This is a genomic window from Fontimonas sp. FW305-C-3, assembly GCF_058783185.1.
On the sequence record NZ_JBYSYK010000002.1, the window covers coordinates 69855 to 91492 of the forward strand.

The 21638-nt window shown below is 64.5% G+C and carries 16 protein-coding genes; 5 read left to right on the forward strand and 11 right to left on the reverse strand.

What is annotated here, in order from left to right; all coding sequences use genetic code 11:
* Positions 1 to 377: 377 nt before the first annotated feature.
* On the reverse strand, positions 378 to 1085 hold the full coding sequence (locus AC3WUF_RS06535) for a Tn7 transposase TnsA N-terminal domain-containing protein (RefSeq protein WP_492423707.1): 708 nt from the start codon (positions 1083 to 1085) through the stop codon (positions 378 to 380).
* 315 nt (positions 1086 to 1400) lie between these two features.
* Here AC3WUF_RS06535 and AC3WUF_RS06540 point away from each other — a divergent pair, with 315 nt between their 5' ends.
* The gene (locus AC3WUF_RS06540; RefSeq protein WP_492423709.1) at positions 1401 to 2378 is read left to right on the forward strand and encodes an NAD(P)H-quinone oxidoreductase; all 978 of its coding nucleotides are present in this window, start codon (positions 1401 to 1403) and stop codon (positions 2376 to 2378) included.
* 549 nt (positions 2379 to 2927) lie between these two features.
* Here the strand turns inward: AC3WUF_RS06540 and rnk are convergent.
* Both rnk and AC3WUF_RS06550 read right to left on the reverse strand, forming a co-directional pair.
* Positions 2928 to 3320 carry a nucleoside diphosphate kinase regulator gene (gene rnk, locus AC3WUF_RS06545; protein WP_492423711.1) on the reverse strand — a complete coding sequence of 131 codons (393 nt, stop codon included), beginning with the start codon at positions 3318 to 3320 and terminating at the stop codon, positions 2928 to 2930.
* Positions 3321 to 3680: 360 nt separating this feature from the next.
* Positions 3681 to 4862 (reverse strand): hydroxymethylglutaryl-CoA reductase, encoded by a 1182-nt coding sequence (locus AC3WUF_RS06550; RefSeq protein ID WP_492423713.1) that lies wholly within the window; start codon positions 4860 to 4862, stop codon positions 3681 to 3683.
* Positions 4863 to 5019: 157 nt separating this feature from the next.
* On the opposite strand from AC3WUF_RS06550, the gene AC3WUF_RS06555 reads away from it, so the two are divergent.
* The gene (locus AC3WUF_RS06555) at positions 5020 to 5649 is read left to right on the forward strand and encodes a glutathione S-transferase family protein (RefSeq protein WP_492423715.1); all 630 of its coding nucleotides are present in this window, start codon (positions 5020 to 5022) and stop codon (positions 5647 to 5649) included.
* On the opposite strand, the gene AC3WUF_RS06560 is transcribed toward AC3WUF_RS06555, so the two are convergent.
* On the reverse strand, positions 5646 to 6491 hold the full coding sequence (locus tag AC3WUF_RS06560) for an alpha/beta fold hydrolase (protein ID WP_492423717.1): 846 nt from the start codon (positions 6489 to 6491) through the stop codon (positions 5646 to 5648). The genes AC3WUF_RS06555 and AC3WUF_RS06560 overlap by 4 nt on opposite strands.
* Positions 6492 to 6571: 80 nt before the next feature.
* Entirely contained in the window at positions 6572 to 8884 is a 2313-nt protein-coding gene (locus AC3WUF_RS06565; protein WP_492423719.1) for a TonB-dependent receptor, read from the reverse strand.
* A 158-nt stretch (positions 8885 to 9042) separates the two neighbouring features.
* On the opposite strand from AC3WUF_RS06565, the gene AC3WUF_RS06570 reads away from it, so the two are divergent.
* The 3 genes from AC3WUF_RS06570 to AC3WUF_RS06580 are packed head-to-tail and all read left to right on the forward strand — an operon-like array spanning position 9043 to position 12710.
* Positions 9043 to 9750, forward strand: a complete 708-nt coding sequence (locus AC3WUF_RS06570) for a TetR/AcrR family transcriptional regulator (protein WP_492423721.1) — start codon at positions 9043 to 9045, stop codon at positions 9748 to 9750.
* Positions 9751 to 9755: 5 nt separating this feature from the next.
* Positions 9756 to 11180 carry an amidase gene (locus tag AC3WUF_RS06575; RefSeq protein WP_492423723.1) on the forward strand — a complete coding sequence of 475 codons (1425 nt, stop codon included), beginning with the start codon at positions 9756 to 9758 and terminating at the stop codon, positions 11178 to 11180.
* A 45-nt stretch (positions 11181 to 11225) separates the two neighbouring features.
* Positions 11226 to 12710, forward strand: a complete 1485-nt coding sequence (locus AC3WUF_RS06580) for an MFS transporter (RefSeq protein WP_492423725.1) — start codon at positions 11226 to 11228, stop codon at positions 12708 to 12710.
* Here AC3WUF_RS06580 and AC3WUF_RS06585 read toward each other — a convergent pair.
* The 6 genes from AC3WUF_RS06585 to iolD form a co-directional block, all read right to left on the reverse strand.
* Positions 12707 to 14497, reverse strand: coding sequence for a CocE/NonD family hydrolase (locus tag AC3WUF_RS06585; RefSeq protein WP_492423727.1), 1791 nt, complete (start codon positions 14495 to 14497; stop codon positions 12707 to 12709). The genes AC3WUF_RS06580 and AC3WUF_RS06585 overlap by 4 nt on opposite strands.
* A gap of 25 nt (positions 14498 to 14522) precedes the next feature.
* Positions 14523 to 16961, reverse strand: coding sequence for a TonB-dependent receptor (locus AC3WUF_RS06590; protein WP_492423729.1), 2439 nt, complete (start codon positions 16959 to 16961; stop codon positions 14523 to 14525).
* A gap of 62 nt (positions 16962 to 17023) precedes the next feature.
* A complete protein-coding gene (locus AC3WUF_RS06595; protein WP_492423731.1) occupies positions 17024 to 17851 on the reverse strand; it encodes an alpha/beta fold hydrolase in 828 nt (275 codons plus the stop codon).
* Positions 17848 to 18642, reverse strand: a complete 795-nt coding sequence (gene iolB, locus AC3WUF_RS06600) for a 5-deoxy-glucuronate isomerase (RefSeq protein WP_492423733.1) — start codon at positions 18640 to 18642, stop codon at positions 17848 to 17850. The genes AC3WUF_RS06595 and iolB overlap by 4 nt, the downstream gene beginning before the upstream one ends.
* Before the next feature lie 10 nt (positions 18643 to 18652).
* Positions 18653 to 19663 carry a bifunctional inositol 2-dehydrogenase/D-chiro-inositol 1-dehydrogenase gene (gene iolG / locus AC3WUF_RS06605; RefSeq protein ID WP_492423735.1) on the reverse strand — a complete coding sequence of 337 codons (1011 nt, stop codon included), beginning with the start codon at positions 19661 to 19663 and terminating at the stop codon, positions 18653 to 18655.
* Between the two features lie 15 nt (positions 19664 to 19678).
* Positions 19679 to 21634 carry a 3D-(3,5/4)-trihydroxycyclohexane-1,2-dione acylhydrolase (decyclizing) gene (iolD, locus tag AC3WUF_RS06610; RefSeq protein WP_492423737.1) on the reverse strand — a complete coding sequence of 652 codons (1956 nt, stop codon included), beginning with the start codon at positions 21632 to 21634 and terminating at the stop codon, positions 19679 to 19681.
* Positions 21635 to 21638 lie beyond the last annotated feature (4 nt).

A 21638-nucleotide genomic window follows, 5' to 3' on the forward strand; every position in this document is an offset into this window, starting at 1 on the left:
TGGCGCGAGCCCTCCAACTTGTCCCCCGAACCGGTCGAGATTCGCCATCCATCGATAGATTGTGGCCACACTTACGGACGACGCCTTTGCTAATGCGGACACTTCGCTGCGGGTAGTTGGACTGGTAAGTAGCGGGGCAACTATTTCCCTCCTCCGCTCTGCCTCCCGCAACCGCTTTGCGGAAATGCTCTCTCTAGGAGGCTGGCATTCTCTGGCTCCAACACGTACCACAGCAGAGACAGGAAGCGACTGCTCCTCCCCTGACAGAAGTTCAGATGCGATCACGGCATCAGGCCCTTTCCAGGACCTAACAGTCCAGATGCGCCTATCGTAGGAAACAGTTGCTCCAACTGAGATTGGAAGGAGCTCAATTCGCATCAGTTGGCTATCACGGAGATGGTGGTGCCCGCACAGATCAGCGTATCAGTTGAAAAGCCGATCCTCCCTCCGGCCAACGCGGCCCAGATGATTCTTCGTAGGTCTTCCTGGCTGCGGTGACCGGCACTACTCTGAAAGAACTGCCCAATTTGAACCGATCCGGACTTCGCCAGAGACGATTTCAACCACTGGATCTCAAGATCGTTGGCTTCGTAGAAGCGATTCCGATCAAGCTGTCGCGCCAGTCTCAGCCTTTGCGGGGATATTTGGCGGCTTTGGAAGACGGTGAATCGCCAACCTCTCAACTGCGCGTATCGAGACGCTGCACGGAATCTGACCGAGTAGTCGGCTCCGGCCCCAGCGGCGAAACCTGAAGGCTTGATGTCACAAAGAATCGCCGAGCGGCCGATTGTTTCTCGGTGTTCAATAAGGAAATTGGGCGAATAGCGCTGCCTACTGCCGTCAGGATGCTCGTACCAGATCGTGACCGGCCGAAGCACTATCCGGACTATATCGGGGTCATATTGCCAAACCAGCAGCCAATCCCTTTCGTCCTGAATTTCCGGCTGGGCAGGAACGGCGCGGCCTCGTGCGCCGTTCTCCGCGTCGCTTTGCGCGCCAGAAATGAGCTTAAGCCGCGCCATCTCGTCCAAAAACAACGCACGGTGGAGGGTGATTCGCTGCCCGTCGGAATCCGAACGGGTCACAAGAGCGCTCGATTCCGTCCCTGTAAATCATGAACATCCAATTGCGCCCTCGCCCGCTTCGCGAGACTTTTCCAAGGCAGAATCCAGCAGTTCCGGGGACAGATTTAGATGTCACTATTCCGCTAGGCGTTGATATGAGACGACTTTTCATCGGAGGACATAAACCTCTGCTTACCGACATAAGTCGACCCCAGCCGTGACCATATATGCCCGGTCCTGCCCATGCGCTCAGAATCAGGCCCTGATCAGACACAGCCTGCGTCCGGCACTTTCCAACCACGCAACCGCTCCTGGCATCGTCAACCCGCACAAACAATGAAAGCCATAGAAATCGCTCGCCCCGGCAAGCCGGAAGTTCTCACGCCTTGCGAGCGCGAGATGCCGGTTCCAAAAAACGGCCAGGTATTGATCCGCGTCGCCGCCGCCGGCGTGAATCGTCCGGATGTCCTGCAGCGCGCCGGGCTGTATCGCGCGCCGCCGGGCGCCAGTGACTTACCGGGTCTCGAGATTGCCGGGACCATTGTCGACGGAGATACCGGCGGCTCGGGCTTTGCGATCGGCGATTCGGTGTGCGCGCTGGTTGAAGGCGGCGGCTACGCCGAGTTCTGCGTTGCCGAGGTCGCCCAGTGCTTGCCGATTCCCCGTGGCTGGTCCCTGCTGGAGGCTGCTTCGCTCCCGGAGACGGCCTTCACGGTCTGGAGCAATGTCATTGATCGAGCCCGGCTGGCGTCTGGCGAGTCGGTCCTCGTGCAAGGCGGCAGCAGCGGCATCGGTGTGACGGCCATCCAGATGCTCAGTGCAATGGGACATCGGGTTTTTGCCACGGCAGGCACCGAGGAAAAGCGCCTGGCCTGCGAGGCGCTGGGCGCCGAACGGGCGATCAATTACCGCGGGCAGGATTTTGCCGAAGTGATCAAGTCGCTGACGGCGGGTCGCGGCGTCGACGTGATTTTGGACATGGTCGGCGGTGACTACGTCGCCCGCGAAATCTCCTGCCTGGCGGACGACGGTCGTCTGGTCTTCATCGGCCTTCTTGGCGGCAGCACTGCTCAGGTGCCGCTTGCGCAGATTCTTCTGCGCCGTTTGACCTTGACCGGATCGACGTTGAGACCGCGCACCTCGGCTTACAAAGCGGCGGTGGCGGCCGCCCTTCGCGAACGGTTCTGGCCGTTGATTGAAGGCGGAAAAGTGCGCCCCGTGATCCATCAGACATTTCCTTTATCTGAAGCGGCATCCGCGCACAGCTTGATGGAGAGCGGATCTCACATCGGAAAAATAATGCTGGTGCCGTGATTCGCATCGACGATGCGGAGGGCCGTTGCCTTGATCTTGCCGGGAAGCCTTGAGTAACAATGAAGATGAAGTTGTATCCATATCATCATGACTTTAAAAGACAATATTGATCCTATTGTCCGGATCTGAGCCTATTCGGCCGGCATCCCATGTTCAGCGTCATGTCAGTCTTTATGCGGCAGCCTGCGGTTCCCCCCTCAGATGCGGAATGCCACCCATGAGCCGCTGCAGCCACTGCGACAACCTCGAAATGAGCCCCCTTCGTCCGATTGCTCCGGCATCGTTTGAACGGAGTTTCGCGAGCGACATCTCTTCGGGCTTTGTCCGGGCTACGTACAAATGCGGCACCTGCGGGACGTTCTGGCGCTGGTGTGCACCGGATGGCTGGGAACGCGCATTTGGCGCCGAGGAAATGGCGCCGCCGCCGCGGGTTTCCGCAGTCACCCGCGTGCGGCTTTAAACCCGCGCGCTTCGCAGGTCTGGCCGGCAACGGAAATCCTGAGACTTCCGTTGCCGGCACCAGAGAGACCGCGGCACGCGGTTCTCCAATCAGATGCCGCTCCGTGCCGGCAGCACGGGGGCATCTGACACGTTCAGAACGGTCAGCTGACGGATCAGTCCTTCGCGCAGTTGCCAGGTCATGACCTGGCCGACGGTCAGGCCGATGAGCGCGGCGCCGATGGGGCTGATGATCGAGACTCGCTGCGTTGCCGGGTCAACGTCCTCCGGCAGTACGAGCTGGATCGTGCGGATGCTGCCGCTCGCCATATCCTGATAGGTGATCCAGCTGCCGATCGTCACGGCGGTGCTTGGCATTGCCTCGGGCGACACGACCTCCGCGCGCTCCAGTTCGGCCAGCAATTGCTCGGCAACCTCGGGCTCATCGCGCATCGCCGCGAGCGCCACGCCTCGGAGGCGATCGGCCGCGGCGGATGCCAGCACCAGTGGCGGCAACGAATCGGAAGCTGAAGGTGAAGCTTTGGTGTGAATCATTGGATGTTCTCTCTTGGCACTGCGGAGCAGAATCCGTCGCGCAGGCGAATGGCTGCCGGATTGCCGGCAGAAATTGGTTGGCAGCGGTGAATGCAAAGACGCAAAGCCAACGCGACTGATCAGTCGCGGCGGCGTGTGGGTCTATGCGGGTCCCTGGACTTGGGAAATCGGGGCGCGAGTGCGCGCCCAAGTCCAGGGCTCAGGATCGTGCGAGATTGGTACCTGCGTGAAGCAGATGCCGATGGAATGTGGAAATCCTGCGCATGGACCCATGGTCGGCCGGCACCGACGCAATGTCAACGCGCAAACCTATTTTCGATTGCGCCCCAGCTTGTCGTGGCTGCTCACCCAGTCGCCGGCGAGCACGGCGCTGGCGAGAGAGGTTTCACCCGCGAGCACGACGGCAGCGCAGATCTCGGCGAACTTGTCCGCCTTCCCTGCTCCGTAACAGCCGAGCAGTTCGAGGCATTCGCGCTGGGTCGGCAGGCCGGTTCCTCCGCCGTAGGTGGCGACGATCAGCGCCGGCAGCGTCACGCTCCAGTAGTAGTCGCCGTTGTCGCGCAGATCGACGTACGACATGCCAGCGTGCGACTCCGCCACGTTGGCGGCGTCCTGTCCGGTGGCAATGAACATTGCCGCCAGGCCATTGGCCGCATGCGCGCCGCTGAATGCCGCGCCGCTCATGAATGCGCCGACCATGCTGATCTGCCGTGCCTTGAACAGGCTCTTGGTGTCGATGCCCATCAGCCGGCGGCAGACCTCGTCCTTGATCACGGCTTCAGCGACTACCCGCTTTCCCCCCGTCAGCAATGTATTGGCTTGCGAGTGCTTCTTGTCGGTGTCGAGATTGGCCGCGAGGATGTAGCGGAAAGCGCCCTGCGGCTTGTAGTGGGCCATGATCCATTCGCAGGCCGCGTACGTGGCCTTGCCGACCATGTTCTGGCCTGCCGCGTCGCCGGTCGTGTAGTTGCAGCGCAAGTAGCGGAAGTTGGCGGCCGCGAAGTGTTCGATGCTGACGAGCTTGCCGACACTCGTTGTGGTTTCCGCGGCTGCCTTGATGGCGGCGTAGTTCTCGTCAACCCACAGGCCGAACTCGCGGGCGGCCTTGGCGTCTTCGCAGATGAAGACCGGAGCGCGCTGCATCTTGTGCTCGACCACCGTCACCTTGACGCCGCCGCACTCGGTCAGCAGGCGCATGCCGCGGCTGTAGCTCGCCACCAAGGTGCCTTCCGTGGTCGCCAGCGGCGCGTAGAACATGCCCTGCGCGTGCTCGCCGTTGATCAGCAGCGGGCCGGCCAATCCGATCGGCACCTGCGCAACGCCGGTGAAGTTCTCGATGTTGCCCGGCAGCACGGACGGATCGAACGAATACGAGCCGACATGCTTGAGGTCCGTGCCCGTCTGCTGCTTGATGAAATCACGCCGCGTCTGCGCGGCCTCGTTGGTGTAGTCGTTCTCCTTGTTGCGAGGAACGGAGATGCGCTGTGTCATGGCTGGATTCTCGGACGAATGGGCTGCAAGGTTTCTGCGCGTTCGGCCGCAAACTGTCAAGCGACCGCCATCTTCGCTATGGTGCCGACATCGCGGCACCGCGGTCCCCGGATTCTTCCAGGCATTCCCAGCGACTTAACTCAAGGACGAAAGCACAGTGATCACCATCTACCATCTCGGTGTCTCGCAATCCGATCGCATTGTCTGGCTGATGGAGGAGCTGGGCCTGCCGTACAAGCTGGAGTGGTACGACCGTGCCCCGGATCGCCTCGCGCCGCCGGAGTACGTTGCGCTGCATCCGGCCGCGATGGCGCCGGTCATCCGCGACGGCGATCTGGTGCTGGCGGAGTCGACCGCCATCGTGCAGTACGTGGCGCACAAGCACGGCGGCGGCCGCCTGACCGTGGCGCCCAATACGCCGCATTACGCGGACTACCTGTACTGGCTGCAGTTCAACAACAACGTGCTGTCGGGATTCTTCGTCAAGTCCGCGCTGAAGGCCGCGGGCGGTCATGACGGCGGCATCATCGGCAAGATTGCCCAGCGGCGTTCCGATGGATTGTTTGCGCAGATGGATCGACACCTGGCGACCAACGCCTATCTCGCCGGCGACGAATTCACCCTGGCCGATCTGATGTCGGGATTCGCGGTGACGACGCTGCCAGCAGTTAGCGGCCAGAGTCTCGATGGCCTGCCGAACATTCAGCGTTACGTGCAGAAGCTGACTCAGCGGCCCGCCTGGCAGAAGGCCATGGCCCTTGCTGGGCCACAGGCCAAGCGGCCCTAGAGCGTCGAAACGAAATCCACGATGGCCGCAGCCACCTCGCCCGCGGCCTGGCGATTCGTCACCAGACTGATGTGCTGGTAGGGCAAGCGTAACCAGCGACCGGCCGCGCTGCGTGCGGCTTGCCGCTGGTGCAATTCGTAGACCGTGTCCCAGTACTTTCGCGTCTTCTCCTCGTCGAGCAGCAGCTTCTGCAGCCAGGTCGCTTCGGCCTGCTGATGAGTGCCGCTGATCACCAGACGCGGGCATTGCTGTCCGCGCGGTGAAGCTTCGATGGCACGACGGATGTCCTCGAGCGGCCGGATCTCGGCGATGGCGCCGTTCAGCGAGCGCGCCAGCCACCAGCGACTGCGCTTGACCCTTTGGAAGATTTCCGCCGGCAGTTCTTTCGGCGCGTCGAGGAACAGCGGCCGATCGATGCCGAGCAACGCGCACAGCTGCATCACGCGTGCCAGTGCCGGCAGGCTGCGCATCGGCGGATCGGTGAGTTCGTGATTGAACTCCGGTGTCGGATCGATCTGCACGATCGCCTTCACGCGCTCCGGCAACTGTGCGGCATGCAGCGCCGCGATCAGGCCGCCGTAGGAATGTCCGACGATGATCAGGGGCTGATGCACGCCGACAGCGAACAGCAGCGCGGCGAGCTGCTGCGAGCAGCCCGCCGCCGTCGGCGCCACGCCGCGGGTGCTGTCGCCGATGCCGGCACGGTCGTACGACAGCACGCGCAGCTTCGAAGCCAGCGCTTCCTCAAGCCATAACGCGTACGGATACGAACCGCTCCAGCCATTCTCGATGACGACCGCATACTCCGCCGTGGCCGGGCCGGCGAGCCGATAGCTGAGCACAGCACCATCAACAGCCGCACTGCCCTCCTGCCCGGCCGACCGGTACCGGCTGTAGCTCCACGACGTGAGTGGCTTGTCGCTCATGAGTTGAAGAGGTATTCCAGCTCCAGGCCCAGGGTTCTCGGTGTGATGACGAAGTCGCGGCGATACGGCTCGCCGCCGGTCGCCCTTGCGTAAGGTTGCACGGCGGTGATGCCACGCTCGTCGGTGAGATTCCTGCCGAACAGCGTCACGCCGATACTGCCCAATTTCACGCCGGCGCGCAGGTCGAACTGGTTGTAGCCGCCCTTGCTGATGTTGCTGTACGACAGGCTGCTGGGCGACGTGCCTTCATAGCGGTGGACCAGCGTCACGATGGGCGCGAGGTCCGCGATGAACCAGCGGCCGGTGACGGCATTGCTGATCGTCCATTCCGGCGCGCCGGGCAGCTGGTCGCCGGGTTCGACCGGCGGGCGGCCGTTCTGCGGATCGTAGGCATTGTGCAGGCTGGCCTTGTTCCAGGTGATTGCTGAGCGCAGCGTCAGGAAGTCCGCGGGTCGCGCGGCCAGGCTGGTCTCCACGCCATAGATGCGCGCGTCGCCGATGTTGTCCAGATACTTGAACAAGCCCAGGCGATCCTGCACCTGCAAGGGAATGTTCTCCCAATCGATATAGAAGCCGGTCATGTCGAGCACCAGCGCGCCCTCCAGCCAGCTGGTCTTCGCGCCGAGTTCGTAGTTGTTGACCTTGTCGGCGCCGTAGGTGGTTTCGGTCGGCGCGACCGGAGTGTCCGGTACGAGGTTGATGCCGCCCAGACGATAGCCGCGCGAGTACAGACCGTAGACCATCGCGCTGCGGCCGAACGAGTACGACAGCGACACGCGCGGATTGAAGCCGCTGGCGTCGGTCTTGCTGCTCTCGCTGAAGTTCAGGCTGCCGGTCGGCGCATACAGCACGCCTTCGCCATTGATGTCGGCGTCGACCGTGTTGCGATAGTAGCGGCCACCCGCTGCGAGCTTGAGCGCAGGCGTGATATGCCAATTGGCGTCGACAAACGCGGCGGCCTCCGGCGCGGTGAGATCGGCCTGCAGGCTGATGACCTTTGTCACACCCAGTACATCCGGCACCGGCAGGCCCAGGCTGCCGAGCAGGCCGGCGGCGACGTCGCGGCCCAGCGCGGCCAGATCGATATCGATCTGCGTATCGAGCGTTTCGTCGCGATCCGCGTACGACAGGCCCGCAAGGAAGTCGAAGCGCTCACCGGCCGGTGAAGCAAAGCGCAGTTCGGCGCTGTAGCCGTCGACGCCCTGTGTCTGCACGCCCGGAACTGGCACGCCGAGCGCCTGGATGCCGAGGAATGCCGATTGATCGCTGATGAAGTAGTTGTCCTTGCTCTGATAGCCGCCGATCAGCGACCAGGCGCCGTAGCCGGCGTCGTACTCATAGCGCAGCGAGCCGATGTCGATCTCGTTGCTCGCGCCTTCGGGAATCAAGGTGTTCTTGCGCAGATCGCCGCTGTCGTCGATGAAGGCGGTGTCGTCGATCTCGGCTTTCTGGTGCAGGCCGGTGAGTCGCAGCGTGGACGTCGACGTCGGGGTCCAGCCGAGAATCGCGCGGCCACCACCAACGGATGCCGCGTTGGCACCGTCGATGCCGGTGCCGACGTTATCGACCCAACCCGGGATATCGCTGTAGTAGCCGACGAGGCGCAGCGCCAGCTCGTCGTCGACGATCGGCAGGTTCGCCATCAACTTGCCGCTGTAACCCATGTCGGCGTTGTCGGTCTTGCTGCCGCTGGCCTGCGCCGAGAAGGAGAACGCGGACGGATCCGGCGATTGCGGAATGTAGTTGATCGCACCGCCCAGCGAGGACGAACCGAACAAGGCGCCCTGCGGCCCGCGCAGGATCTCGATGCGCTCCGCATCGTAGGCGTCGATGTCCGGCACCATGACCGGCGTGCCGGGATCGGTCAGCGGGATATCGTCGTAGTAGATGCCTACCGCGGTCTGCGCGGCGGTCGGCAGCGTGTCGGTGGAAACGCCGCGGATGGTGACGATGGTCTGGCCGGGCTGGCCGGAGTTGACGTTGACGCCGGGCGACAGCGACAGGTAGTCGGCAAAGTTTGACGAGCCCGTCTCATCGAGGCGATCGCGGCTTACCGCGGTTACGGCGCCGGCCAGGGTGCGCGTGCTTTCCTGGCGCTTGGTCGCCGTCACAACAACATCGTCCAGCTGCACCGCAGCCGCCTCGCCCGCCGGCGGCGGTTCGGTGGCCGGCGCTTCGGCGGCAACCGGCTCCGGCGCGACCGGCAGCACGGCGACCAGCATCGGCGCCTCCGCTGTCTCGATGACTGACGGGGTTTGCTGATCGGTCACGGCCTCCTCGGCAGCCGCACCCGCCGGCGCCGTCTGCATGAGCGTGATACCTGCCAAAACTACGAATGGCCCGAAGGCCCGGCGCTTGCGGTTATTCATGGCACATCCTCGGCGTGGACAGCTTTTGCTGGGACCAGTGGATATTTCGATCACTGTTCCAATAATATATTCGAGCACTGTTCTAAAAATCAAATACAATGCCCGACACCGATATCGCCGAGACCCTGCCCATGAAGAAGAAGGTCACCGCCGCGGGCGAGCCCGCGACCGGATCGCGAGGCCGCAAACCGATCTTTCGCAGCGAGGATGTGATCAAGGCCGCCCAGGAGCTGGTCGAGAACAATGGCCGCGACGCACTGTCCATGCGCGGGGTCGCCGCGCACATGGGCACCGGCGTTGCCACGCTCTATCACTACTTCGGTTCGCTGGCCGATCTGATGGATGCGCTCGCGCTGACCCTGCTCGAGGAACTGCCCGAGCGGGATACCAGCGATGCACAGGACACCCGCCGCTACTTGCGCGAGCTGGTGCTGGCCTACTCGAAGCTTGCCGCGCGGTATCCAGATTTCGAGCGCATGATCGGGCCGCTCGCCGACCACCGAATCCTGCGTCTGTTCAATTCCGCCGTGCGTTCCATGCTCAACGCCGGCGTCGACATCGAGAGAGCGGGTGCTGCCTGGTCCAATCTGCAGAGCCTCGCGGTATCGCACGCCGCGTCGAACCGCCGTCTCGATGGCGCGCGACGCGACTGGAACCGCAAGCGCATCGGCGATCTCGACGCCGTGCAGAAGCTGTTCGATGCAGGCGTGCTGAAAGCCGGCGGCGAAGAATGGTTCGGCCGGGTACTGGACCTGACACTCGACCAGATGCTGCCGGAGCTCAAGGCGAAGAGCCGGCGGCGTTGATGGCCATGAAGCTCAGCGAATATGCGGCGCACGATGCCGTGGGCCTGATGGAACTCGTCCGCCGCGGAGAAATCGCCGAGATCGAACTGCAGCAATGCGCACTGCAAGCGATCGAGATCCTCAATCCCACGCTCAACTTCATGTCCGGCCCCGCGCAGGCGAGCGCCCATGGCAACGGGCCTTTCGCCGGCCTGCCGATGCTGTTCAAGGAAAGCCATGGCTGTGCCGGACAGCCGGCGATGCAGGGTTCGCGATTGACGGCGGGGCTCAAGGCGCCAGCAGACACCGAGTTCGTCGCCCGCCTCAAGCGCGCAGGGATTGCGGCGATCGGCGCCACGACCGCGCCCGAATTCGGTCTGTACTGCACGACGGAATCTTCCCTGCATGGCGCCACCCGCAATCCCTGGAATCTCGACCATTCGGCGGGCGGCTCCAGCGGTGGGTCTTCCGCGGCGGTTGCCGCTGGCGTGGTGGCGGTTGCCAGTTCCAGCGACAGCGGCGGTTCGATCCGTGGCCCCGCGCATTGCACCGGTACTTTCGGCCTCAAGCCCAGCCGCGCGCGGACGCCCAGCGATGGACGCAGCGACGGCGGCCTCTTTCCGTTCACGCAGTTCCACGTCACCACGCGCAGCGTGCGCGACTCCGCCGCGTTTCTCGATGTGCTGGAAAGTCCGACGCCCGCATCGCGCTACTGGGTTGCGCGCCCCGCCCGGCCCTACAGCGAGGAAGTCGGCGCCGATCCCGGTCGGCTGCGCATCGGCATCCTGCGCAGCTCGCCGCTGCACACCACGCTGCACGAGGACTGTCGCGATGCCGTCGATGTGGCGGCGAAGTGGTGCGCGGACCTGGGGCATGACGTCGAAGAAGCCGCGCCCAAGCTGGACTGGACGGCGCTGACGCAGGCGTTCCTGCCGGCATTGCTGTCGATGATGCCGCATGCCATCGAAGGGCTTGAAGCCGCGACCGGATGCAAGTCCGGCGCCGACACGCTGGAGCCGATGACCTTGCGGGCCATCGAATACGCGAAGGCGCTGCGCGTCGCCGATCTGTACCGGGCCGATGCGCTGTTCCAGACGGCGCGTCAGGCCGTGGACCGCTACTTCCAGGATTTCGACGTCTGGATCACGCCCACCGGCGTCAGCCCGGCGCCGCGTATCGGGCAGTTCGATCCGGCCGCGAGCGATGAAGGCATCGTCGAGTACGGCATGCGCACCTTCGCGGACTATGCCGCTTTCACGCCGCTGTTGAATGTCACCGGCAATCCGGCCGCCTCTGTGCCCCTTCACCAAGGCATTGCGAGTAACCTGCCGGTGGGCGTGCAGATCGTCACCCGGCATGGCGACGAAGCCACCTTGCTGCGCCTGGCCGCACAACTCGAATCGGCGCTGCCGTGGCGCAACAGACATCCCCTTCATTCGGTCTTCGCCTGACCGGATGCCGATGAATCGCAGCACGCGCACTGGAAGCCGGCCCGCATGAGCATCGCTGAAGAATCCACGACGACCGCCGAAGCGGAAGCCCTCCACGCGGCGCTGCGCGCGCAGAAATTGCCGCTGCTGTCCAAGCTGGGCTATGCCAGCGGCTCCGCGCTCGACGCGGCGGTCAACACCTCGATCAACATCTTCCTGCTGTTCTACGCGACCACCGCCTGCGGCATGGAACCGGGCATGGCCGGCGCCGCGATTGCGCTGGGTCTGATCCTTGAGTCGCTGATCGATCCCTTGATCGGTCTGTACTCGGACAACTTCCGCTCGCGCTGGGGCCGGCGCCTGCCGTTCATGGCCATCGGCTTGCCGTTCCTGCTGGTGAGCTATGTCCTGCTGTTCTCGTTGCCGGACACGACGGACCAATGGCTGCTGTTCGCGCTGGTGGCGACGCTGAGCGCGGTGGTCCGGATTGCCTTGTCCATTTTCAATCTGCCGTATCTCGCGGCCGGCGCCGAACTGAGCGACGACCAGACCGATCGCGAGCGGCTAATCGGCTTGCGCTGGGCCTTGTCGATCGTCGCCGCATTCATCACGGTCGCGGTCGGATTCACGGTGTTCTTCGGCGGTGAAAACGGCCTCGCCCAGCGCCTGAACTACAGGCCATACGCGCTAACGATGGCGGCGGTCATGCTGGCGGCGGCGTTGATGGCGATGATGGTCGTGAGAAAGACCCTGAACCGGCAGCATGTGGTCGAGGTCAAGCCTTTCAGCCTGAGTTCGATCGTCGCTGAGTTCAGCGAACTGCTGCGCAGCCGCAGTTTCCGCGTGCTGTTCGGTGTCGCGCTGCTGTTCGCGGCGGCGCAGGCAGTCATTCAATCCCTCAACCTGCATGCCTTCACGTTCTTCTGGCAGCTGAACACCAACCAGACCCAGGTCATCACGCTGTCGATCACCGGCGGCATGATGTTCGGTGCCCTGATCGCCGCGCCGGTGATCGCGCGCATGGAGTACCGCTCGGCGGCGATCATGGGGCTGCTCGGCATTATCGTGATGCAGGCGGTGCCGCCGACGTTGAAGCTCGCCGGTGTGCTGACCCTGCAGGATCAGGCGCTGACGTACTTCATGGTCGGCTTCGCGCTCTTCGGCGGCATGATGACCACCATCGTCGCGATTGCCGTCATCACGATGATCACCAACGCGGCCGATGAGCATGAATATCTCTTCGGCGTCCGCCGCGAAGGATCGTATTTCGCCGGCTGGACGCTCGCCTTCAAGATCGCCGGCGGCCTGGGCACGCTGCTATCCGGTCTGGCGCTGGAGCTCATTCACTTCCCGGTGCAGCAGGTGAAGGAACAGGGCATGCAGATCCAGCTGCCTCAGGAGATGACCGACGCGCTGGGCATCTACTACGGCCCCGGCGCGGCGGTCCTATCGCTGATGTCGCTGGCGCTGCTGTTCTTCTTCCGCCTCGATCGCCAGGGGCATCGCAGGATTCTGGAAGAACTGAATGCCCGCAGGGTCAGCCCGCTCTAGGACGCATCCCGCCGCCGCCGGATGAGCTGAAGACCCAGCATTAAGGCCAGGAACAGGCGGCCAAGCGCGCCGCCGCCGCGATCCTCGCCCTGCCCTTCGTCAGTCTCAGGGGCGTTGCCGTCCAGCATCGGAATGTCGATATAGGAGCCCTCCGCTCCACCGGCAAGTACGCTGACCGTTCCCGGCAAGGCATCGGGGATGGCATCCGGCACGTCGCCGCTAGACAGCGAAACACGCAGCGTGTGCCCCGCGAGAAAACGCCAGTGCGATGGCGCGATGCGGACCGACATCGGATAGACCGTGCCCGGCACGATCGTTTCCAGATGATCGTGCCCGCGATAGTGGCTGGCCTTGAGCCAGCCCGTCGCGACCTGGACGATGCGGCCATCGGGATGCACATCCATCAGCCGCGCGACCAGATTGCCGTCGCTGGCACTGAACGCCGCCTTGAGCGTCAGCTCGCTCGCGCCAGTGAGCACGAGATCCTCGCCGAGTGGCGGCGTCGAGAAACTCAGGCGGTAGGGCATCGCCTCCGCGACACGCTGGTCGAGTTCGACGGGCAGCAGGTCGCTGGTCGGGTCGGCGCCGGTGTCGAGGCCGTTGACCGACCAATCGAGCTGGCCGGTTTCCGCGCCCATCTGCTCGGACAGCGTGCGGTCCATGTTGAAGTGCAGTCGAGTCATCCGCGACTGGGGCGGCGGCCAGTCGGCAAACTGTGTCCAGCCGTGGCTGTTTGCGTCGTCCGGCATCTCGAAACTGGTGATCTTCGCGCGTGGCAGCGGCGCATCGGGCAGTCGCTTCAGCCAATGGTCGTACCAGGCCAGCTGGTGTGCGCTCGGGTCGAGCGTGCCCAATTCACTGTCGGCTTCGTACGACGAATGGCTCCAGGGCCCCAGCAGCAGCCAGACGTTTCCCGGCCGCGCCATGTAGTTCTGCACGGTGCCGTCGCGGTAGCGATCGTTCCAGCCATCAGTGATCAGCGCCGGCACCTGGAACTGGTCCCAGCGCGGCTTCACGCTGCGTTCGCGCCAGAAGTCGTCGTATAGCGGATGCAGCCCATAGGTCAGCAAGGTCTCGGTGACGTTGCCGACGATGGCGCCGAGCAGATTGCTGCCGATGCCGGTGCCGCCAACGAGCACCGGCTGGTAGAAGATCGACAGATTGCGGATGCCGCCGTGATAGATGGTCTGTTCGTACCAGTCCGCGAACGACGAGTTCGGCACGATCGCTTTCAGATGCGGCGGGTTGTAGCTCGCCACCTTGTTCGTCGTGTGGCCGCCGTAGCTGGTGCCGTGTTGCCCGATGTTGCCGTCGGACCAGTCCTGCGCGGCGAACCATTCGATGAGGTCGTAGTTCGCCAGTGTTTCCGCTTCGGCGAACTGGTTGAGGATGCCCGGCGAGTTTCCCGCACCGGGCGGATCGCAGACCATCACGTTGTAGCCGCGCAGCGGAAAGTAGTCGAAACCGCCGCTGGCGTCGGTGATCACGTTGACGACGTGATACGCGTGATAGTCGATGACGATGCCGGGGAAGCGGCCTTCCACCGCAACGCCGTTGCGCGCCGGCCGGTACAGCGTGCAGGCGATGTGGCTGGAACCGCCGTCCGGTGTCCGCACCGGCACGTCGATGCCGCGGGTTCTTGCGACGGAATCGTATTCCGGCGCGCGCGCGTAGCTGAAGAACGGATCCGCCAACGGTGCAGGCACCGACTGCGCGGCGACGGGAAACGCAATCAGCACTGCCAGGCCGCACGACGCAAGCCGACGAACGATTTTCTGCTCGAACATGTTCTCGCTCCTCACGAACGCTGTATCAGAACGCCCCGCTGAGCCGCACGATCAAGGTGCGCGGCTGGCTGTAGTTCACATCCCGCGCCGAACCCTGCTTGATGTTGGACGTCAGGCCGCGTTCGTCGAGCACGTTGTTGACGTTGACGGTGATCTCCGGCAACCAAGCCAGCGCGGTGTTCTGCAGGCCGATCTGTGCATCGAGCTGCTGGTAGTCGAGGATCGGCAACTGGTAGGTCAGGTCGTTGACGGTCTTGCCCAGGTACGTGTGCGTCAGCGACGGCTGCAGCATCCAGTTGCCGAGCGCGATCGGATACGCCAGCGTCGTTGCGGTCTGCCAGTCCGGCGCATAGGGCCATGGGCTGCCGACGGGAGCGACACCGCCGCTGCCGGTCTGGAACGCTTCGGTGGTCTCGGTTTCAGTCCATGACACGGCCGTGCTGATCATCAGATCGATCGGCGTGATCCAGCGCAGCGCAAAGTCGATGCCCTGGCTTTTGACCGCGCCGACGTTGTCGAGATAGTTGATGTTGGTGAGGCTGTCGTACTGCAGCGTCTGCGGGTCCTTCCAGTCGAGATAGAAGGCAACGAGATCGACGTTCAGCGTGTTGTCGAGCCAAGTCGTGCGCACACCGCCTTCATAGCTCCAGATCGTGTCGGACTTGAAGACTTCCGGCGCCTGCGTGCTGGACGTGGGCAGCGTGACGCCAGGCTGCAGGCCGCCGACACGGAAACCCTTCGAGACCGTGGCATAGGACATCACGTTGTCGGTCGCATGCCAGGTCAGCGAAGCCTTCGGGCTGAAGCCGTCTTCACTGACGCCGCCTGTTTTTTCGTCTTCCGGATCCAGGTTCAAGGCGGCCAGCACCAGGCCGCGCTGCGTATTGCTGCCATAGGATTTGGTCTGGTACAGACGCCCGCCCAGACTCAGCTCCCAGGAATCGCCCAGCTTGCGCGTGAGATCGCCGAAGGCCGCCAGCTCCTCGATCAGGATATCGGCATCGAGACTGATCAGGCTCAGGTTGCCGTTGCCATTGACCAGATCGCCTAGGCCGGGGACCAGCAGATTGAGCAGCGACAGATCGATCGGCAGAAGACCGTCACCGGCGGCGAGATCGATGGTCTCCCTGATCTCCTGGCGCGAGCCGAACACGCCGGCGATCCAGCGCCAGCGCGAATCGGGATCGTCCGCCGAGACCAGGCGGATTTCCTGGCTGTAGGTGTCCGAATCGCCGCCGCCGTCGATGCCGAGCAGCGCAATCGCGCCGCCGGGCACCACATTGCGCGAGTTCTCGAGGAATGCGCGTGAGAACTTGTTGACGTACGCCGTCTCCGCGACGAGCTGGGCCCAGTCGAAGTCGTACTCGATGTTCAGGTTGGCGAGATCGTAGGTCGTCGTGCGCGGGCTGCGGCGCGGCCGGTTGTTGCTCGACAGCTGTTCGTCGAGATTGTCGGCCAGGCCGTTGTCGTTGCTCTTGGTGCTCTGCGTTGCATAGGTCAGCGAGATGTTCCAGTCCGTCGTCGGCTGCCAGGCACCGATGGCGCGGAAACCCCACTGCGAAAGATGGTTGGCGTCTTCCTCACCGACTTTCAGGTTGTCGATGTAGCCCGGTGCCTTGCGATCAAACGCGACCAGACGCAACGCGGCGGTCTCGCCGGCCGGCAGGTTCAGCGCGCCGCCGTACATCGGTTCGGCGCCGCCTTCGTGGATGCTGGTGTACTGCGCGAAATACTTCGCGGAGAACTCGCCCAGCTGCGGCGGCTCCGGCACGTAACGGATCGCGCCATTGAGCGCCGACGCACCGAACAGCGTGCCCTGCGGTCCCTTCAGCACTTCGACGCTGCTCATGTCGAACGGCTGCGGATCGAGCGTCGACACCGGCAGGTAGGAATCCGTGAACGAGACGTTGCCGAACAGCGTGCCGGTCGTCGCATTGGTGTTGTTGGCCGCGGAAATGCCGCGGATCGTGATGCGCGTCAGATCGTTCTCGGTCGCGAGATTCACGCCCGGCACCAGACGCACGATGTCCTCGAGACCTTGCGCGCCGCGCTTCTCCAGGTCGGCGCCGTCGAGCGCCGAGATGCTGGCGGGAATCTCACGCAGCGAAGACTCGCGCTTGGTCGCGGTGACGACGATTTCCTCGAGCTGCTGGACATTGCGCGGCTCGCGCGGGCCCGGTGGTGGCGGCTCGCTACGCAGTTCGGCCACCGGAATCGTGTCGACGATCTGCTCGGCGCTCGCCGGCTGTTCGTTGACCGGCGCCTCCCCTGCGGACTGCTCGTCGACCGGCTGCTGATCCGCGGCGGCCTCGTCGGCTGGCGGCTCGCCCGATTCGGCGGGCGATTCGGCAGGCGGTTCGGCGAACAGATCCGCAATATCGGCGGCGTCTACGTTATCTGCAGCATCTGTCACGGCGCTGCCGAGCAACAGCAGGGCCGCCAGGGCTCTGGTCCCCAGGGTCATAGAAATTCTCCTCGTATACGCGAGCCCTGTGTCCGGGCCGCTATTGGGTAAGGCTGTGAGCGCTAGAGCGCGGTGCCGCTTTCCACTTCGCGCACGAACTTCAGGATCTCGTCGGCCACCCGCTGCGGATGATCGAACATCGGGTTGTGGCCGCAGTCGTCGAGGATGATTCCGGACTTCAGCCCGAGGATGTCGAGCAGCGGCTGGCCGAAGCGGTCGAACGGCAGGGTCTTGTCCTGCGCGCCAAACATCATCCGCAGCGGCACCTTGCGATCGGCCGGCAGGGGCTGCACGGGCGCCATCGTTTCGTCGAGAAATTCGTCGAGGATCGTCATCCGCCGCATGCGATCGAAGCGCATGCGGGCGTCGGCGGCAGTGATGCGATCGGCGTGCTGCGCCTCCGCGGCGAGGACGATCTTGCGCAGCCAGGCCGGCCCGACGGCGAGCTTGAGCAGCGGCACCAGCAGTGGCAGCATCTTCACCATCTTCCTGCCGTCGCGCATGAACTTCTGGATGTCGGCATCGCTGCGCCAGGCACCGCCGGGGCACAGGCCCATCGCCGAACGCGCGAGCCCCTGACGCGCCATCTCGACGACCATCCAGCCGCCGAGCGACTGGCCGACGAAATGCGCCTGCGTGATGCCGCGCGCGCGCAGCTGATCGCCGAGCGCGGCGGCGATGCTCAGCGGCGAAGCACGCTGGGTCAGCGTCAGGCCGCCGACATGGCCCGGCAGCGTCGGCGCGACAATGTGGTGATGCTGCTCCAGCATCGGCAGGATCGGTCGCCAGATTCGCCAGGACACCGTGAAGCCATGCAACAGCACCAGGGTGCTGCCCTTGCCTCTGCCGCTCTCGTACCACTCAGGCAGGCTTTCGGATTCGTCGATCATTTGAGCATCCACTCGTGGTCGGGATCGTTCTTGAAATGCCATTGGCGGACCGGCCCGGCCATGACGTTGAGGTAATAGCCTTCGTAGCCATGCGGCATCACGACCGGGTGATAGCCGCGCGGCACCATCACGGTGTCGCGGTCCTCGACCGCCATCGCCTCGTCGAGCGCGCGGTCGTCGGTGTAGACGCGTTGAAACGCGAAGCCCTGCGGCGGATTCAGGCGGTGGTAGTAGGTTTCCTCAAGCACGCTTTCGATCGGGATCGCGTCCCGGTCGTGCTTGTGCGGCGGATAGCTCGACGAGTGGCCGGCGGGCGTGCGCACTTCGACGACGAGAAGACTTTCGGCCGCTTCGCCCTGCGGCAGGACGTCGCAGATGTAACGCGTGTTGCTGCCCTGCCCGCGCACCGAGCGCTGCATCGTCGCCGGCTCGATTAGGCGTGGCAGCCGCGACGCCGCACCGGCGGGCGCACTGGCCACGGCCAGCTCCGCGTCACGATGCGCGACGACGGACACCGCATGGCCTGCCGGCACATAGGCGGCGTAAGGCGCGGCGTCCTCGAAGACGCTGTCGCGCGTGCCGATCTCGCGCCACAGCGTGCCACCAGCATCGATCGTGACATTACCCTGCAGCACGACGAAGCACTGCTCGCGCCCGCTGGCGGCGAACTGCATGCGCTCGCCGGCGCCCAGGCGGAATGCCGAGAACCCCACGTAACGCCATTGCGCCGATTCAGGCGTGATCTCGACGATCGTCCGCCCTTCGCGCTTGGCCTTGACCAGCAGACTCATTGCCGGCGCCTCAGGCGTAGAACGCCGGCTGGGCCGGCAGCCCGATCGGCACGACGGCCGCCGTCTTCTGTGCCGCCAGGCAGGCATCGGCCGCGACCGCCGCCGAGTAGCCGGACCAGGCGTCGGGTCCGCGCAGCTGGCCGTCGCGCACGCCGTCGATGAAATCCTGCAACTCGACGTCGTAGGCGGCGATGAAGCGATCCTTCCAGTCGGTCAGGATCGCTTCCGAGCGCGCCGCTTCGCTGCGCAGCAGAACCGAAGAAGGCTCCGGCAGCTTGGCAATGCCCAGCTCGCCGACGACCTCGCACTGGATGTCGTAGCCGTACTGGCAATTGACGAAGACTTCGACGTCGATCCGCGTGCCCTTGGCGGTTTCGAGCAGCACGATCTGCGGATCGCGCAGGTCTTCGCGGCTCTTGCTCGACTGGCGCGGGAAGATCACCTGCGCCGAGACGTAATCGTCGCCGAGCAGCCAGCGCAGCACGTGCAGCTCGTGGATCAGCGTGTCGATGATCGCCATTTCCGTCGTGTAGTTCTTGCCGACCCGCGGATTGCGGTGCGCGCAATGCAACATCAGCGGCGTGCCGATTTTGCCGCTGTCGAGCACAGCCTTGAGGGCGCGGTAGCCCGGGTCGTAAGGACGCATGAAGCCGACCTGCACGAGACGCTTGCCGTGCTGCATTTCGGCATCGACGATGCGCCGGCAACCGTCGGCGCTGGTCGCCAGCGGCTTCTCGCAGAAGACATGTTTGCCGGCCGCAATCGACGCCAGCACGAACTCTTCATGCGAGGGCCCCCACGACGTCACCATCACCGCGTCGACGTTCGCCGAGCGGATCAGTGCCTGCGGGTCGGCGAAGACCTCGGCATCCGGCGCGTACTGCCGTACGGCGCTCGCGGCGCTGTCCGGATTGATGTCGTTGACGGCGACGACCCGCGCGCCGGACAGGGTCTGCATGCAGCGCCGGATATGGTCCTGGCCGATGGCCCCGGTGCCGATCACGCCGATTTTCAAGCTCATTGATGATTCCCCGATCTAGTAATGCCGCGCGCGCTTGAGCTGCGCCTGCATGCGTTCGTGAGCGGCCGCCGTCTTGTCGCTCGTGGATGTCTCGGCAACGCCGACACGCCACCACGACGAGTAGCCGTGGACCATGGTCTTCGGCAGGACCTTGATGTCGATCAGCGTCGACACCGTCTGCCGGGCGGCATCGGCCAGCGCGGCGACCAGTTCGTCCGCCGTCCGGACTCGGTACGTGACGCAGCCATAGGCAGCGGCGCTCATGGCGTAGTCGATCGGCACGAGGCCGCCGTCGAGTTGCCCGCTGGCGTCGTTGCGAAAGCGGAACTCGGTGGCGAAGCTGTCCATGCCATTGCCGAGCTGCAGGTTGTTGATGCAGCCGAAGGCCATGTTGTCGAACAGCACGACGTTGATCTTCCTGCGTTCCTGGATCGAGGTCACGAGCTCGGAGTGCAGCATCTGGTACGAGCCGTCGCCCACCAGCGCGTAGACCTCGCGCGATGGCTGCGCCAGCTTGACGCCGAGCGCCGCGTTGACCTCGTAGCCCATGCAGGAATAGCCGTACTCGAGGTGATAGGTCTCCGCCGCCTTGCAGCGCCAGACGCGCTGCAGGTCGCCCGGCAGGCTGCCGGCCGCCGCGACGATCACGGCATCGTCGGCGATGCGTTCGTTGAGTATTCCCAGTGCGCGGCTTTGCGTGAGGCGCGAACCCGTCAGGCGCGAGAACTCGGCGAGCACCGCCTTGTCCAGCGCGTCGTCGACCTCGGGCACGAAAGATTCGTCGGCGCATTCGATCGCATAGACGCGATCGATCTCTGTATCCAGGCGGTCGCGGGCTTCCTTGGGCGCGGTGCCCCAGCCGGCCTTGTAGCCCTCGCGAACCAGGCGGCCCTGCAGTGCCTCCAGCGCCAGCTTCGCGTCCGCGATGATCTGGATGCCGTCGAGCTTGGCCGCATCGAAGCCGCCGACGTTCAGATTGATGAAGCGCACGTCCGGGTGCTGGAACAGCCACTTCGAGCCGGTCGTGAAATCGCTGTAGCGGGTGCCGACGCCGATGACGACGTCGGCTTCCTTGGCCAATTCGTTCGCGGCGAGGCTGCCGGTCTCGCCGATGCCGCCGAGGTTCAGCGGATGCGCCGATACAACGGCGCTCTTGCCCGCCTGGGTTTCGGCAAACGGAATGTCGAAGCGCTCGGCGAAACTGTGCAGCGCCTCCGCCGCGCCGGAGTAGCGCACGCCGCCGCCGCAGATCAGCAGCGGCTTGCGCCTGCCGAGAATCAGGGCCGCGGCTTCCTCGATGGCGTCGGGCACCGGAATGCGCCGGTCGAGCCGATGAACGCGCTTGGCGAAGAAGTATTCCGGATAGTCGTAGGCCTCGGCCTGTACGTCCTGCGGCAGGCACAGCGTCACCGCGCCGGTCTCCGCCGGATCGGTGAGCACGCGCATCGCGTTGATTGCCGCGCTCATGATCTGTTCGGGCCGGCTGATGCGGTCCCAGTACTTGCTGACCGGACGGAATGCATCGTTGGTGCTGATCGTCAGGTCGTGCGCCTGTTCGATCTGCTGCAGCACCGGGTCGGGCTGGCGCGACGCATAGACGTCGCCCGGCAGCAGCAGCAACGGAATGCGATTGGCGGTGGCCGTCGCCGCCGCGGTGATCATGTTGGCCGCGCCGGGGCCGACCGAAGACGTGCAGGCGTAGATCTGGCGGCGCAGTTTCTGCTTGGCGTAGCCGATCGCCGCATGCGCCATGCCCTGCTCGCTGCGCCCCTGATGCACGAGCAGCTCGCCCGGATCCTGCAGCAGTGCCTGGCCGATGCCGAGGACATTGCCGTGGCCGAAGATCGTGAAGACGCCCTTGATGAACTTGGTCTCGACACCATCGACGGACAGGTACTGCGCGTCCATGAACTTCACCAGTGCCTGCGCCATCGTCAGTCGCACGGTCGCTGCTCTGCTTGTCGTCGTCATCGCG